The organism is Methylobacterium sp. WL19, from assembly GCF_008040005.1.
In the GTDB taxonomy this organism is placed as follows: Bacteria; Pseudomonadota; Alphaproteobacteria; order Rhizobiales; family Beijerinckiaceae; genus Methylobacterium; species Methylobacterium bullatum.
Genome location: NZ_VRVC01000038.1, coordinates 22,588 through 37,742, shown reverse-complemented (window position 1 = coordinate 37,742; position 15,155 = coordinate 22,588). Strand labels below are relative to the sequence as shown.

12 protein-coding genes and 1 pseudogene are annotated in these 15,155 nt (G+C 70.1%); 9 read left to right on the top strand and 4 right to left on the bottom strand.

The annotated features are described in order from the left end of the window. Positions 1 to 6 precede the first annotated feature (6 nt). From proB to FV220_RS10020, 8 genes are all read left to right on the top strand, one after another. Positions 7 to 1,125: a glutamate 5-kinase gene (gene proB / locus FV220_RS10055; RefSeq protein ID WP_147831143.1), complete on the top strand. Its 1,119-nt coding sequence runs from the start codon at positions 7 to 9 to the stop codon at positions 1,123 to 1,125. Between the two features lie 107 nt (positions 1,126 to 1,232). After that, positions 1,233 to 2,531, top strand: coding sequence for a glutamate-5-semialdehyde dehydrogenase (locus FV220_RS10050; RefSeq protein WP_147831135.1), 1,299 nt, complete (start codon positions 1,233 to 1,235; stop codon positions 2,529 to 2,531). Between the two features lie 35 nt (positions 2,532 to 2,566). Further along, the gene (locus FV220_RS10045) at positions 2,567 to 3,178 is read left to right on the top strand and encodes a nicotinate-nucleotide adenylyltransferase (protein ID WP_147831142.1); all 612 of its coding nucleotides are present in this window, start codon (positions 2,567 to 2,569) and stop codon (positions 3,176 to 3,178) included. Positions 3,179 to 3,251: 73 nt separating this feature from the next. Continuing rightward, entirely contained in the window at positions 3,252 to 3,683 is a 432-nt protein-coding gene (gene rsfS / locus FV220_RS10040; RefSeq protein WP_018041688.1) for a ribosome silencing factor, read from the top strand. Positions 3,684 to 3,715: 32 nt separating this feature from the next. Further along, positions 3,716 to 4,216 (top strand): 23S rRNA (pseudouridine(1915)-N(3))-methyltransferase RlmH, encoded by a 501-nt coding sequence (gene rlmH, locus FV220_RS10035; protein ID WP_056146922.1) that lies wholly within the window; start codon positions 3,716 to 3,718, stop codon positions 4,214 to 4,216. A gap of 62 nt (positions 4,217 to 4,278) precedes the next feature. Then, positions 4,279 to 5,592, top strand: coding sequence for a peptidoglycan DD-metalloendopeptidase family protein (locus FV220_RS10030; RefSeq protein WP_147831141.1), 1,314 nt, complete (start codon positions 4,279 to 4,281; stop codon positions 5,590 to 5,592). Beyond that, a complete protein-coding gene (locus FV220_RS10025; protein ID WP_018041691.1) occupies positions 5,592 to 6,914 on the top strand; it encodes a S41 family peptidase in 1,323 nt (440 codons plus the stop codon). The genes FV220_RS10030 and FV220_RS10025 overlap by 1 nt, the downstream gene beginning before the upstream one ends. Before the next feature lie 161 nt (positions 6,915 to 7,075). Beyond that, positions 7,076 to 8,299, top strand: a complete 1,224-nt coding sequence (locus FV220_RS10020) for a divergent polysaccharide deacetylase family protein (RefSeq protein ID WP_147831133.1) — start codon at positions 7,076 to 7,078, stop codon at positions 8,297 to 8,299. Between the two features lie 273 nt (positions 8,300 to 8,572). Here FV220_RS10020 and FV220_RS10015 read toward each other — a convergent pair whose 3' ends face one another. Then, complete coding sequence (locus FV220_RS10015; protein ID WP_187273377.1) at positions 8,573 to 9,766, bottom strand: murein L,D-transpeptidase family protein; 1,194 nt, start codon at positions 9,764 to 9,766, stop codon at positions 8,573 to 8,575. Between the two features lie 133 nt (positions 9,767 to 9,899). Next, positions 9,900 to 12,451: pseudogene (locus FV220_RS10010) on the bottom strand (ABC transporter ATP-binding protein). 254 nt (positions 12,452 to 12,705) lie between these two features. On the opposite strand from FV220_RS10010, the gene FV220_RS10005 reads away from it, so the two are divergent. Beyond that, complete coding sequence (locus FV220_RS10005) at positions 12,706 to 13,563, top strand: class II glutamine amidotransferase (protein ID WP_051074292.1); 858 nt, start codon at positions 12,706 to 12,708, stop codon at positions 13,561 to 13,563. On the opposite strand, the gene FV220_RS10000 is transcribed toward FV220_RS10005, so the two are convergent. After that, entirely contained in the window at positions 13,536 to 14,219 is a 684-nt protein-coding gene (locus FV220_RS10000) for a TenA family protein (protein WP_147831131.1), read from the bottom strand. The two genes, FV220_RS10005 and FV220_RS10000, sit on opposite strands and share 28 nt — an antisense overlap. Beyond that, on the bottom strand, positions 14,216 to 15,103 hold the full coding sequence (locus tag FV220_RS09995; protein ID WP_147831129.1) for an aldose 1-epimerase family protein: 888 nt from the start codon (positions 15,101 to 15,103) through the stop codon (positions 14,216 to 14,218). The genes FV220_RS10000 and FV220_RS09995 overlap by 4 nt, the downstream gene beginning before the upstream one ends. Positions 15,104 to 15,155: the final 52 nt, after the last annotated feature.

Below are 15,155 nucleotides of genomic sequence, written 5' to 3'. Positions count from 1 at the left end.
TCCCAGATCCCCTCCCTTCAGGATTTCCGCCGCGTCGTCATCAAGGTCGGCTCGGCGTTGCTCGTCGACCGCGCGCGCGGACGCCTGCGCCATGCCTGGCTCGCGGCGCTCGCCGAGGACATTGCCGATCTGCATGCGCGGGGCGTCGACGTTCTCGTCGTCTCGTCGGGGGCCATCGCCCTGGGGCGGACGGTGCTCGGCTACGCGCCCGGCACGCTCCGGCTGGAGGAAAGCCAGGCCGCCGCCGCCGTGGGGCAGATCGCGCTCGCGCGCTACTGGGCCGAGGCGCTCGGCCATCACGGCATCGCGGCGGGCCAGATCCTGGTGACGCCGCAGGACACCGAGGAGCGCCGCCGCTACCTCAATGCCCGCGCCACCGTGCTGAAGCTCCTCGAAGTCCGTGCCGTGCCGGTGGTCAACGAGAACGACACGGTGGCCACCAGCGAGATCCGCTACGGCGACAACGACCGTCTCGCCGCCCGCGTCGCCACCATGATCGGGGCCGACGTCCTGGTGCTGTTCTCCGATATCGACGGCCTCTACACGGCGCCCCCCGCCAGTGACCCGAACGCGCGTCATCTGCCCCTCATCGAGCGGATCACGCCCGAGATCGAGGCCATGGCGGGCGGGCCGGCCTCGGAACTGTCGCGGGGCGGCATGCGCACCAAGGTCGAGGCGGGTAAGATCGCCGCGAGCGGCGGCACCCACATGATCATCGCCGACGGGCGCGAGAAGAACCCCCTGCGCACCATCCTGCAGGGGGGGCGCTGCACCTGGTTCCTGTCCGGCTCGAACCCCGTCGCCGCGCGCAAGGCCTGGATCGCCGGCTCGCTCGAGCCGCGCGGTATCCTCGTGGTCGATGCCGGGGCGGCCCGCGCCCTGCAGGGCGGCGCGAGTTTGCTGCCGGTCGGCGTCACCGGATTGTCGGGAAACTTCGGGCGGGGGGATGCTGTGATCATCCGGGACGTGCAGGGCCGCACCCTGGGGCGCGGCCTCGTGGCTTATGACAGTGCACAGGCGGCTCAGATCATCGGTCGCCCGAGTCGGGAGATTGCGGAATTGCTTACTCATCCCGGTCGCGCTGAAATGGTGCATCGCGATGACCTCGCAATGGTGGGAGAATAGGCTCGACTATTATGCAATGTGCTTGTTTTGCCGCCTCGACGCATGGCATGAGGGCACAATCGATATGCCGCCATCGCCTTGAACGGTGAGCTGCGAGGAAACAGACCGTGCCCGTTCTGAACCTGAGATCCGATTTCGCCGCCGCCCCCGATCTCACCGAGCAGATGCAGGAGATCGGCCACCGCGCCCGCGCGGCCGCCCGCAAGATCGCCCAGGCCTCGGCCCAGGCGAAGGATGTCGCCCTGCGCCAGGTGGCCGAGTGCCTAAGGGCGAGCCGGGAGGCGATCCTGGCCGAGAACGCCCGCGACGTCGCCGCCGCCAAGGCGAGCGCACAGACCCAGGCGCTGATCGACCGCCTCACCCTCGACGAGGGCCGGCTCGCCGCCATGGCCGATGCGGTGGCCAAGATCGGCGCGCTGCCCGACCCCGTCGGTCGCCAACTCGCGGCGTTCGAGCGCCCGAACGGGCTGCTGATCGAGCGGATCGCCGTGCCGCTCGGCGTCGTCGGCGTCATCTTCGAGAGCCGTCCCAACGTCACCGCCGATGCGGGGGCCCTGTGCCTCAAGGCCGGCAATGCCGCTATCCTGCGCGCCGGGTCGGACAGCCACCGCACCGCCATGGCCATCGCGCGTGCCATGCGCGAAGGGCTGGAAGCCGCCGGCCTGCCGGCGGATGCCGTGCAGATCGTCCCCACCCGTGACCGCGCGGCGGTGGGCGCCATGCTGTCGGGCCTCGACGGCTGCATCGACGTCATCGTGCCCCGTGGCGGGCGCGGCCTCGTGGAGCGGGTCCAGTCCGAGGCCAAGGTCCCGGTCTTCGCCCATCTCGACGGCATCTGCCACGTCTACGTGGCGGCCGGCGCGGATCTCGACATGGCGCGCACGCTGGTGATCAACAGCAAGATGCGCCGCACCGGCATCTGCGGCGCCGCCGAGACCCTGCTCGTCGATGCCGCCGTGGCGGAGACCCACCTCGCTCCCTTGGTCACGGCGCTGATCGAGGCCGGCTGCAGCGTCCGCGGCGATGAGGCGACGCAGGCGGTGGATGCGCGGGTCACCGCCGCCACCGAGATCGATTGGCGCACCGAGTATCTCGACGCCATCATCGCCGTGAAGGTGGTGGACGGGCTCGACGCGGCGATCGCCCATATCGAGGCCAACGGCTCGCACCATACCGACGCTATCGTCACGGCCGACGCCGCCGAGGCGACGCGCTTCCTCGCGGAGGTCGATTCGGCCATCGTCACCCACAACGCCTCGACGCAATTCGCCGATGGCGGCGAGTTCGGCTTCGGCGCCGAGATCGGTATCGCCACCGGGCGCATGCATGCGCGCGGTCCGGTGGGCGTCGAGCAGCTGACGACCTTCAAGTACCGGGTCCATGGCCGCGGGCAGACGCGTCCTTGATGCGGCCTGCCTGATGCGGCGTGTCGGCTCCACCCGTGCGGCTTGAGGCAGAGGGGCTCGTCCGGCTGCCTCCCGCCGTACCAGGTCTGCGGATCGGCCTTTATGGCGGGTCCTTCAATCCGGCCCATCTCGGCCATCGCCACGTGAGCCTCGTGGCGCTGAAACGGCTGCGGCTCGACCGCATCTGGTGGATGGTCACCCCCGGAAACCCGCTCAAGGACCGCACGGCTCTCGCTCCCCTCGAGACGCGGATCGCAGTGGCATCCGCCGTCGCCGACCATCCGCGCATCGCCATCACCGGTTTCGAAACGCAGATCGGCGCCCGCTACACCCGCCAGAGCCTCGCCTACCTCCAGGCCCGCCACCCCGCCGTGCGCTTCGTCTGGATCATGGGGGCCGACTCTCTCGCGGCATTTCACCGCTGGCGCGATTTTCGTGCTATCGCCGCCACGATGCCGATTGCCATCATCGATAGGCCGGGCTTCACCCTGACGGCGCCGAGCGCCCGAGGGGCGCAGGCGATGGGACGATGGCGCATCGACGAATCGGATGCGGGTATCCTCGCCGATCTCGAACCCCCGGCCTGGGTGTTTCTCCATGGCCCGCGCTCGACCCTGTCGTCCACGGCCCTCCGGGCCGGACGATGACGAGCGCGTCGCGACTCTTGAAAACGGAGAGTGATCGTTCCACTCTCTCCAGACTATAGATTGTTCAGGTAAAATGACCGCCGTCACTTCGGGAATCGAGACACTGACCGATTCGCACCCTTCCGGGACCACAGGTTCCGACCACGCCACCGATCAGCGCATCGGCGATCTCAAGGCGCTCGCGCTCGATTGTCTCGAAGACATGAAGGCCGAGGAAACCATCGAGATCGATCTCGCCGGTCGGACCTCGCTCGCCGACACGATGATCATCACCTCCGGCCGCTCGCAGCGCCATGTCAGCGCCATCGCCGACCGGATCCTGCAGGAAATGAAGTCCAAGGGCTTCGGAACGGCCCGTGTCGAGGGCTTGCCCGCCTGCGATTGGGTGCTGATCGATACGGGCGACATCATCGTCCATATCTTCCGCCCGGAAGTCCGCGGCTTCTACAATCTCGAGAAGATGTGGGGCGCCGATCGTCCCACCACCGACCTCATGGCCGGCTGAGCACCGGCCCGATGGCGCGGGGCGCCTGACGCGTGCGTCTGCTCGTGACGGCGGTGGGGCGCCTCAAGCCCGGTCCCGAGCGGGATCTGGCTTCGCGCTATCGTGAACGGGCGGTCCAGCTCGGTCGCGGGTTGGGTCTCACCGCCTGCGACGTCGTCGAGATTCCGGAGAGCCGGGCCCGGCGCCCCGTCGACCGCAGCGTGGAGGAGGGGGCAACGATCCTGTCCCATGCCCCGGCGGCGTCGAGCGTGCTGCTGGTCTATGACGAGCGCGGGCGCTCCGACTGGACCAGCGAGCGCATCGCCGAGCGGATCGCGTCCTGGCGCGACGCGGCCACGGCGACCTTGGTCGTCGCCATCGGCGGCGCCGACGGGCTGGCGCCTGCGGTGCGCACGCGCGCCGACCTCTCTCTCGCCTTCGGGGCGGCCACCCTGCCTCACGGCCTTGTGCGCGTGCTGGCCCTGGAGCAGGTGTACAGAACGCTGACGATCCTTGCGGGACATCCCTATCACCGGGGCGACATCGACGCATGAGGGGCGGATACGCGCGGCGCGGGCCTGACGGCGGAGCGATCCGCATCGCTGCCTTGGCGGCGATGGCGTTGCTGGCGCTCGGTCGTGCCCAGGCCCAGGACAGCGCGAAACAACAGGACGCGCCGAAACCGCAGGATGCCGCCGCCGCCGACGCGGTGCAGCGCGCCATCGACGAGAAGGCCCGCCGCGCCGAGAACCTGAAGCGGATCGAGGAGCAGCTTGCCGCCTCCACCGGCGCGCGGGCCAAGCTCGAGGCGGAGATCGCCTCGGTCGCCGGAGACCGGGCCAAGCTGAATGCCGCCCTCCTCGATGCCACACGCCAGGCCCAGGCGACGGAGGACCGGATGAGCCGGCTGGAGGAGCGCCTGAAGACGCTCGCCGCCAGCGAATCCGGCATCCGCCGCTCCCTGGAAGCCCGCCGGGGCGTCATCGCCGAAATCCTCGCCGCCCTGCAGCGCATGGGCCGGAGGCCGCCCCCGGCCGTGCTGGTCCAGCCGGAGGACGTGCTCGCCGTGATCCGCACCTCGATGCTGCTCGGGGCCGTGGTGCCCGAACTGCGCGGCGAGGCCGAGACCCTGGCCGCCGACCTCACCGAGATGGTGCGGCTGAAGGGGCTCATCGCCGCCGATCGCGAGGGCCTGCAGAACGACCTCACCGGCTGGGCCAGGGAGCAGCAGCGGATCAACGCCCTCATCTCGGCCCGCCGCACCCGCCTCGCCGAGGTGGAGAGCGGGCTTGTCACCGAGCGCGCGCGCACGGCCGAGCTCGGCGTCCAGGCGAAAAGCCTGAAGGAGCTCCTCGACCGGATGGAGAACGAGGTCGCCTCGGCCCGCCGGGCGGCGGAGGAGGCCCGCGCCGCCGAGACGAAGGAGGCGCGGGCGACCCAGGAGCGCTTCGCGGCGGCCGGCACGCGCGATCCCGCGCGGCTCGCCCCCAAGATTCGCTTCGTCGACACCCGCGGCGAGGTGCCCAAGCCCGTGAGCGGCGCCACCCTGCGCGGCTTCAACCAGCCCGACGGCAATGGCGGAACGACCCGCGGCATATCGCTCGCGACCCGCCCGAAGGCGGTGGTCTCGTCTCCGTCCGATGGGTGGGTGTCGTTCGCCGGGCAGTTTCGCTCGTATGGACGACTCTTGATCATCAATGCCGGCGATGGCTACTATCTGCTGCTGGCCGGTATGGATCAGATCAGCGTCGAGGTCGGACAGTTCGTGCTTGCGGGGGAACCGGTGGCGGCCATGGGTGAGGGCGGCCAGGGCACCGCTCCGGGCGACCGTGACGGGCCGGTTCTATACGTCGAGTTCAGGAAAGACGGCGGCTCCATCGATCCGGAGCCGTGGTGGGCGAAGAGCCCCAGCGAGAAGGTTCGCGGATAATGCGCAAGATTTCCCTAGTCCTGGCCGGCGCGTTTCTTGGCGTCGGTTCCTCCCTCCTCGCGACCCAGACGCATCTGCTCTCCGGGACCAGCGCGGTGGCGGCCTCCGCGGAGACCTATCGCCAACTCAGCCTGTTCGGCGACGTGTTCGAGAAGGTGCGGACCGACTATGTCGAGAAGCCCGACGAGGCCAAGCTGATCGAGGCGGCCGTCAACGGCATGCTCACCTCGCTGGACCCGCATTCGAGCTACATGGACTCGAAGAGCTTCCGTGACATGCAGGTGCAGACCAAGGGCGAGTTCGGCGGCCTCGGCATCGAGGTCACGATGGAGGACGGCCTGATCAAGGTGGTCAGCCCCATCGACGACACCCCCGCCTCCAAGGCCGGCATCCTCACCAACGACATCATCACGCAGATCGACGAGGACCAGGTCCAGGGGCTCACCCTGAACCAGGCCGTCGACAAGATGCGCGGTCCGGTGAACTCGCCGGTGAAGCTCAAGATCTCCCGCAAGGAGTCCAAGGATCCCATCGACGTCGTGCTCAACCGCGACGTCATCAAGATCAAGCCGGTGCGCTCGCGGGCCGAGGGCGGCGATGTCGGCTACATCCGCCTGACGCAGTTCACCGAGCAGACCTATGACGGCCTGCGCAACGCCATCGACAAGCTCTCCACGGAAGTGGGCCAGGACAAGCTGAAGGGCTACGTCCTCGACCTGCGCAACAATCCGGGCGGCCTCCTCGATCAGGCCGTGTCGGTCTCCGACGCGTTCCTCGACCGGGGCGAGATCGTCTCCACCCGAGGCCGCAACCCGGACGAGACCCAGCGCTTCTCGGCCAAGTCCGGCGACCTCACCAAGGGCAAGCCCATCGTCGTGTTGGTGAATGGCGGCTCGGCCTCGGCCTCGGAGATCGTGGCCGGCGCCCTGCAGGATCACAAGCGCGCCACGGTGCTCGGCACGCGCTCCTTCGGCAAGGGCTCGGTCCAGTCGATCATCCCGCTGGGCGGCAGCGGCGCCCTGCGCCTCACCACGGCGCGCTACTACACGCCGTCGGGCCGCTCCATCCAGGCCAAGGGCATCGAGCCGGACCAGGAGGTCCTGCAGGAGATCCCGGACGAGCTGAAGGGCAAGGACGAGACCAAGGGCGAGGCCGGCCTGAAGGGTCACCTCAAGCAGAAGGATGTCGAGGAGCGCGGCGGTTCGTCGGCTTACGTCCCGCCGGACCCGGCCAAGGACAAGCAGCTCATCGCCGCCGTCGACTTCATCCGCGGCATCCAGAAGGGCGCGGCCAACACGCCGAAGGCCGCCGTTCCGAACTGACGATCCCGGCACTGTCCTGAAACGCGACTCGTGTCGCTGGATTTAAACAAACATTAACCAGCGCGGCCCGCAATGTCGGTGAGAACCGACTCTGCGGGCCGCTTCGTTTCTCGCATCGTGCGCGCCCAGCATCCGTCGGTCGCGAGCCTTCAGGGAAACGGCTGACCGTGGCCACCGACGACATCCTGACCCGTCCGCTGGGGACCAAGAGTGCTGCGGCGTCCCGCACGCTCGGCCAGCGGTTGCGCGGCGTCTCGATGCCCCGGATGAGCCCGGCGGCAGTGGTCGCAATGGCGGTGGCGGGCCTCGCCATCGGCCTCACCATCCTGGCGATGGTTGGCGACCCCCAGGGCGGCGAGCCGTCCGCCGTCGCGACGATCACCCTGCGCGAACCGGCCGCTCCTCCTCCCGTGGCGAAAGCCCCCGAGCCCCCGCCATCGGCCCCGCGCTCGGCCGGCGAGGTCGAGACGGCATCGGGCGTCCGTGTGGTGCGGCCCGCCGGCACGGACGCCCCCACCGAGGCGGTGATCATCCGCGTGCCCGACAGCGAACCCGTGCGCCTCGTCGGTCCCGATCCCCGGCTGATGGAACGAGGCCGTCACGGCAACGTGCCGAAGATCGGCGACGGTCGCCGCCGGCCCCTCGACGTCTATGCCCGCCCCGATTCCGGTGCGGGGGCGCCGGGCGCGCGCATAGCCATTCTCGTCACCGGCCTCGGCGTCGGGCAGGCCGCCACGGCGGGCGCCATCGCCAAGCTGCCGCCCGCGATCAGCCTCGCCTTCTCGCCCTATGGCGGCGACCTCGAACGCAGCGTCGCCCGCGCCCGCGATTTCGGCCACGAGATCCTGGTCCAGGCGCCGATGGAGCCGTTCGACTATCCCGACAGCGATCCCGGCCCGCAGACCATGCTGACGAGTTCGCGTGCCCCTGAGAATCTCGACCGGCTGTCCTGGGTGATGAGCCGGTTCGGGGGCTATGTCGGCCTCGTGAACTTCATGGGAGCCAAGCTCGAGGGCGATGCGGCCGCCTTCGAACCGGTGCTGCGCGAGATCGGCACCAGGGGGCTGGGCTTCGTGGATGACGGCACCTCGTCGCGCTCCCTGGCGACGTCTCTCGGCGGCAAGCTGAAGATTCCCGTCGCCCGCGCCGAGATCGTCCTCGACGCCATGCCCCAGGCCGAGGCGATCGACCGCGAACTCGCCCGGCTCGAAGCCCAGGCCAAAGCCAATGGGTTCGCGCTGGCCTCGGCCGGGGCGATGCCCATGACGATCGAGCGGATCGCCCGCTGGTCGCGCGACCTCGAAACCCGTGGCATCCGCCTCGTCCCCGTCAGCACCGCCCTGCGAGGGACGCCGCCCGCGCGCCTGTCGAGCGCGGGGCAGTGAGTTGGGCGGCGGCTGAGTTATTCGGCTGAGCTGAGCGACCGCGTGCGGTCCGGGCGTGAGCATCCCCTCGCCCCGCCTGCGGGGAGAGGGACGCGTCTCCCTCTCGTCGGGGAACGCGTCGAGGCGGTAGCCGAAGGTGAGGGGGCTCGTCCGGGGTGAGGCTCATTCGGAACCGCCCCCTCACCCTCGCTCCGCTCATCACAGGCACGACAAGGTGCCTGTGATCCTCTCCCCGCGCGCGGGGAGAGGGGAACCCGCTCATCCGTATGCGCTCTAGCGCTGCGCCAGAGTCTCTATGATGGCCGGCGGGGTCGGGGCCGGCATTTGTCCGGTGAGAGAGGCCGAGAGGATCGTCGGCAGGGTCTGATCGTAGCGCGTGACGAGGGCGGCGAAGCGCGACGGCGCCTGCTCGTAGGCCGGCTTGAACCCGCGCACCCGCATGAGCGCGGGAACCGAGGCCGCCACCATCCAGCGCGACCAGACCGCCTCGGCGACGAGAATCGGGCGGCGCTGGGCCGGGATCACGATCACGTCCTGGCCGGCATAGGCCAGGGCCTCGGGCCGGCTCACATCGCCGAGGGAGACGCCCTTGGCGGAGAGGGCGGCCCAGAACGGATGCTGCGCGCCGTCGGAATAGGTGGTGCGCACGGCGGCACTCCCTTCCTCCACGAGGCTCGCGATGCGCGCCTCCTCCTGCACCCGGCGCGCCGTCACCAGGGATTCGAGGGCAGGGTCCTTGTAGGGGAGGAAGGCGTAGCGGCCGGCGGTGACGGTGACGTTGGGCTCCTCACCCGTCGCCTCGAACCGGTCCGAGCCTTCCTTGAGCTGGCGCCAGAAGGCGATGTTCGGGTCCGTCCGGTAGCGGGCCATGTTCGCCGCATTCATCCGGAACGGGTAGGACTGGAACTGGAACGCCGCCTGACCGCCGGCGAAGGCGTCGCGGGCGATGGCGTAGATCTCGCCGACCACCTGATCGGTCATGGCGAAACACCCCATGGACGAGCAGACGCCATGGACCATCACGGCCGAGCCGGTGGAGCCCTGCGCACGGTCGTAGGCGTTGGGATAGCCCACATCGAAGGAGAGGTAGTAGCTCGAATTCGGGTTCATCTGGCGCTGGGGCACCGTGTAGAACCCCTCCGGCGTCTGCCGGTCGCCGGTCTTGCGCTTGGGGCCGAGCTGGCCCGACCAGCGGCAGATCGGGAAGGTCTTGATATGGACGAAGCGCCCGCCGGCGGCCTTCTTCCAGACCTCGATCTCGGATTCCTTCTTGTAGGCCCTGAACAGGACCGGCGCCGAGGCGCTGGTGCCCTTCTGGCTCATCAGCGCGAGGGTCGCCGCCGGGATCGGCGCGGTGGCCTTGGCCGATTGCGCCCGTGCGAGGCTGGGCGCGGCGAGCGCCAGGGCGAACAGGAAAACCCAGGCGACGGCGCGGCGCTGTACGACTGGCGAGGGTAGAACGACCATGCCCGGCCCTGGAGAGGGATGCACCGACTGACCGCCGGCACCGTGCAACAGGGTGCACGAATCCCTGCTTATCCCATCCCAATGGGGCGGCAATAGGGGTGGGGGCGTGGTCCGTTGCGTTGTCCCCGCCCCGTCAGGCGGCCAGCACCGTGTTGCGCTCCACATGCAGCACCGCGCCGAAGGGATCGTTCGCGTCGAGGGTGTCGGCACTCGGCAGGCAGACGATGAGGCCGCGACCGGCCCTCGCCGCGCGCAGGCTGGTGAGGCGCTCCCGGATCTCGGCGGACTTGCCGTCGTCGAGGGCGATGGCGACGACGACGATGTCCGGCTTGCGCACGAGGCAGCGGGCGAGGTCGATGCCGATGCGCTCGCGCGAGCCGATGGCGTTCTCCCCGAGGCTCGCCCCGCCGCCGCCCATGCCCGGCTCCACACGGCTTGCGAGGCCGAGCCGGTAGACGGCGGATTCGAGGTGCTGCTGGACGAGGACGCGGCGCACCAGCGCCCGCACGCGCTGTTCGGCCCCCGCCTCCTCGCCGTTGATGCGGCCGAACAGCAGGTTCTCCTCCAGGCTGGCGGCCGGGTTGAGCCGAGTGGGATCGTAGAACTCGACGCTCGCGCGCAGGCTCTGCGGCATCAGCCGGGCGAAGGAATGGCGCGCGGCGACGATGCGGTCCTCGAAGGCGGCGTCGATGAGGCCGAACCGGTGCCGGGTCTCGCTGTAGCGGAGCGCCAGCCCGATCAGGCGCTTGCGGTCGCGCTGTCCCGCCGGCCCCCGGCGCCAGCCCTTCGCCTCCGGCTGACGGCTGACGAGATCCTCGAAGAATCCGCGCTCGGCCGCCGGGAACAGCGAGAACGCATCGAAGAGGGGGTGATCGTCCGGAAGGTCGGCGAAGATCTCGATGGTGCTGCGCGCCACCTGCAGCCCGATCTCGGTGAAGGGCCGGGTCAGGTCCTCGGCCTCCAGCACCGCGCGCAGGTAGGGATGGGCGGCGATATGGCTGCCGGAGAAGGCGGAGCCCACGGCCTCGCCGAACAGGATGTTCTCGCCCACCGTCGCCTGATGGTTGTAGCGGGCGGGATCGAACGGCTCCACCAGCCGCGCCGCCTTGTCCGCCACCAGGGCCTCGCGCACGGCGTGTCGGGCGGCGACGATCGTCTTCGCGACGGCCGGCTCGGCCGCCGGGTCCACCGTGCCTTCGAGGCCGCGCGCATAGACGAAGGCGTCGAGTCCGGTCAGGCGCAGCACCTCGATGAGGTCCGCCTCCGAGGGACGCTCCTGGCGCGCCGCGCCGTAGAGGATGTTCTGCTCCAGCGTGCCCTCGATCAGGATCGCCTCGGCGCCCGCCAGGGCGATGTGGCTGGCCCGCTCGGCCGGATCGAGGCTGCGCAGGTCGATCCCGTCATAGGTCACCGAGCCCGCGGTCGGTTCGAGCTGGCCGGCCAGCAGGGCGGCCAGCGCCCGCGCGCCGCTGCCGCGTTCTCCGACGATGGCGAGGTGAGACGGCATCGCCACGGTGACGTCGACACCGGTGAGGCGCTCCCCGCTGGCGGGATCGTAGACGCCGACCCCGGACGCGGCGAGCGTTCCGCCCTTCGGCAAGGCGGCGAATGGCCCGGGCCTGTAGCCGCCGCGACTTTCGAGGGAGACGAGGGTCGCTGCGAGATCGCGGAAGACCGGGGACACCCCCTCGTGGATCGAGCGCAGGCGCAGGGTCACCGCCAGGGCGAGGACGGCGAGGGCGAAGCCACCCCGGCCGCCACCAGGGCGCCCGGCGCCACGGGAGGCGCCGTGCCGCTCTCGCCGCGCCACAGAGCCACGGCCAGCATGATGGCGGGCAGCAGGACGCCGAGGGCGAGGGAGGGCGCCCGCGCGAAGGCGAGGGAGGATTCGGCGGCAGCGAGGGCATCGCGGATCGCCGCCCCCCTGGCCGCGAGACGGCCGCGCTCGAACGCCTCGGCCCCATGGGCACGCACCGCCGGGACCCGCCGGATGAGGTCGGAGAGGAACCGTTCCGCCGAGACACCGGAACTGAGGCGCAGGATCGTCCGCTTACGGGTGCGGCGGAGGATCAGGAGGCGGGCGAGGGCGGCGGCGAGAAGTCCCACCGCCACCGTCGGCACCAGCCTCGGGGCAGCGAGGCCGGCCATGGCGAGGGCCAGGATCATGGTCGCCAGAGCGGTGACCGGGACGACGATGCCGAGGCCGAACAGGGTGTCGATCCGCGCCAGCATCGCGCCCACATGCTGTGCCAGGCTGCGGGCCTCGTCCCGTGCGGCCGTGGGGGCGTGCAGGATCGCCGTGGTCACCCGTTCGTTGAGGAGACGGATCGTCCGGGACTGGGCGGAGAAGCACAGGCGCGCCACGATCCAGCCCAGGGCCGCCGCGAGCATGGCGACGGCGGCGAGGCCGGTCAGCGCCCACAGGATCACGTCGACGGGCGGAAGGGGCCAGCCGGAGACGGCCACCAGGGCCGGCTCACCGGCCGCGTTCCAGGGCCGTTCCATGGCGATCCGGAGGAAGGGAACGGTTTGCGCCGGCGCCTGGACCAAGACGCTCACGAGATCGCGCAGGCAGAGCAGGGCGAACAAAGCGAGGGGAAGGCCGATCCCCAATGTCAGGGCGATGGCGGAAACCTGGAGTGTCCGCGCCGACTTCCAGGCGAAGGCGATCGGATCACGATCCATCGACGTTTCCCTCCGGCGGCCCGCGCCGGGTACGGTCCATCATCCGAGGTCGGCTTAGAGGATCGCCGCCGGGCAGGGAAGGCGCGAGTCCGCCGGTGAGGAATCTTGTCGTGTCGCCCGGCACATGCGCCTCCGCGGTTGTCGGCCGTGCCAAACACTCCTAGGTTTGTGTCTCCCCGGCGTCCTCGGCGCCCGCTCCCCCCACAGCCCGCTTTCTCGTCGCAAGCGCATCGCCAGAAGCTGCAAGATTTTCCATGTGCGAATTGCTCGGCATGAGCGCGAACGTGCCCACCGACATCCGTTTCTCCTTCGCGGGCCTCGCCCGGCGCGGCGGGGAGACCGGGCCTCACGCCGATGGATGGGGCATCACCTTCTACGAGGGGCGGGGCGCGCGCGCCTTCCACGAGCCCGAGCCGAGCGCGCGCTCGGTTCTGGCCAAGCTCCTGCGCGACTACGCGATCAAGAGCCGGATCGTGATCGCGCATGTACGCAAGGCCAATCGGGGGCGGGTCGGGCTCGAGAACACCCATCCGTTCAGCCGCGAGCTCTGGGGACGGCGCTGGACCTTCGCCCATAACGGCCAGCTCAAGGGCGTGAAGAAGTGGCCGCTGACCTGGTTCAAGCCGGTGGGCTCCACCGACAGCGAATACGCCTTCTGCTGGATGCTCGACAGGCTGCAGGCCCGCTATCCGAGCCTGCCGAGCCCGGCGCGGCTCGACAACGCCGTCGCTGAACTCTGCGCCGAGCTGCACGGGCTCGGCGTGTTCAACATGCTGCTCAGCGACAGCCGGACGCTCTATGCCCATTGCGGCAAGCGCCTGTGCTACCTCACCCGCTGCGCGCCCTTCGGCACCGCGACCCTCATCGACGAGGATTGGCACGTGGATTTCGCGCAGGAGACTCGGACCGACGACGTGGTGACGGTCATCGCCACCAAGGCGCTCACCCGCGACGAGTGCTGGACCGATGTGGAGCGCGGCCACATGCTCTCCCTGCGCGACGGCATCGTCCGCATCGTCAAGCCGGGCGCGCAAAAGCCGGTGCGGGTTCCGCCGCCCTGTTCCGGGGTCGGGCGTCCCGACGGTCAGACCGGCCAGGCCGCCTCGCGGTAGGCCCCGTCCCAGAACATCCATTCGAGCTGGGTCGCGCGGGTGAAGGCGCGGTGCATCCGCTCTCGCAGCGCGGGCGAGACATCCCGCGCGGCGGCATCCGTGGCCGCGATCATCTCGGCGACGGCGGTGCCGAATTCCTCGCCCGCGTAGGTGTCGATCCAGGCGGCGTAGGGATTGCCGGCGCTCGCCCGCGACAGGATGTCGGTGCCGATCTCGGCATAGATCCAGAAGCACGGCAGCAGGGCCGCGACCAGCACTTCGTAGGGTTCGCCGTAGGCCGTGGCGAGGAGATACGAGACGTAGTGGTCGCAAGGGGGCGACAGCGGCGAGGCGGCGAAGGTCTCCGCCGAGATGCCGTAATCCCGGAAGAAGCCGCCATGGAGGGAGCGCTCGACCACGATGGCCGTCTCGGCGGCTTTCGCGAACTGCACGATGCCCTCGGGCTCGGGCGATTTCGCCGCGGCCAGTGCCAGCGCCCGGCCGAAGCCGATGAGGTAATGCGCGTCCTGCAGGATGTAGTGGCGAAAGCGGGCCTCGCCGAGGGTGCCGGCGGCGAGTTCGGCATTGAACGGCATCGTCCGGATGGCCTCGTAGGCCGCCGCGTTCCGTGTCCAGGCTTCGGCCGAGAAGCCGTTCTCGTCGACGGGGCGGATCATGAGCGCGGACCTTCCAGGGTAAGGCTGACCCCGTGGCGGGCACGCTGGCCGGGGGCGATGAGGCGCTGCGAATCCCGATCGGTCAGGTCGCCGTCGAAGCCGGCCCAGTCGGCGTAACCGGTCCAGCATTCCAGGGACAGGAACGGCGCGGTGGGCTTCGTCCAGATGGCGAGATGCGGGAAGTCCGAGACGTTCATGCGGATGGCGCTGCCATCGGGCGCGGTGAAGCGCATCCGCGCGCTCGCCGCATCGCGCAGGACGATGGCCTCGGCGAAGAGATCGGGATCGAGGGGCAGGATGCGACCTTCGAGGGGGAACGGACGCTCCTGGCGCAGGAGCAGGCCGCCATCCCCCACCTCGGGCGCCATCGCCCGTTCGGGGTGCTCGAACTCCACCGCGTAGCCGCCTCCGGCCTTGCGCTCCCCGCCGGCGAAGGGCCAGGGGAAGGCAGGGTGGAAGCCCAGGGCGTAGGGCAGGGCCGTCTCGCCGGTATTCTCGATCCAGATCTCGAAATCGAGATGGGCCGGGCCGACCCGCGTGGTGATGTCGAGCTGGAACGGATAGGGGTAGCGGGCGCGCGTCGCCTCGCTCTCGGTGAGACGCAGGGTGACGGTGTCGTCGCTCTGCGAAACGATGGCGAAGGGCAGGTCGCGGGCAAAACCGTGCTGGGCCATCGGATAGGCCGTGCCGTCCACCCGGACCACGCCGCCAGACGAGGCGCCCACCACCGGGAAGAGCCAGGGCGCGTGCCGGTTCCAATGCGCCGGATCGCCGTTCCAGAGATACTCCCGGCCGCCCACCTGCCAGGAGACGGGCTCGGCACCGGACGACGAGATCACCGCCACGGTGCCGTCGCCGGCCTTGAGAGTGATGCGGTCGCTCATGCGGTCTTCCTCGGTGCTGTCACGCTCGGGCTTTCATGCTGACGCGGTTGTG

Bases quoted from the DNA above. Each gene is read 5' to 3' on its own strand.
- rsfS (WP_018041688.1), top strand. From the start codon at position 3,252: ATGACCGCCGTCACTTCGGGAATCGAGACACTGACCGATTCGCACCCT.
- FV220_RS10030 (WP_147831141.1), top strand. From the start codon at position 4,279: ATGGCGTTGCTGGCGCTCGGTCGTGCCCAGGCCCAGGACAGCGCGAAA.
- FV220_RS10025 (WP_018041691.1), top strand. From the start codon at position 5,592: ATGCGCAAGATTTCCCTAGTCCTGGCCGGCGCGTTTCTTGGCGTCGGT.
- FV220_RS10015 (WP_187273377.1), bottom strand. From the start codon at position 9,766: ATGGTCGTTCTACCCTCGCCAGTCGTACAGCGCCGCGCCGTCGCCTGG.
- FV220_RS10005 (WP_051074292.1), top strand. From the start codon at position 12,706: ATGTGCGAATTGCTCGGCATGAGCGCGAACGTGCCCACCGACATCCGT.
- FV220_RS10000 (WP_147831131.1), bottom strand. From the start codon at position 14,219: ATGATCCGCCCCGTCGACGAGAACGGCTTCTCGGCCGAAGCCTGGACA.
- FV220_RS09995 (WP_147831129.1), bottom strand. From the start codon at position 15,103: ATGAGCGACCGCATCACTCTCAAGGCCGGCGACGGCACCGTGGCGGTG.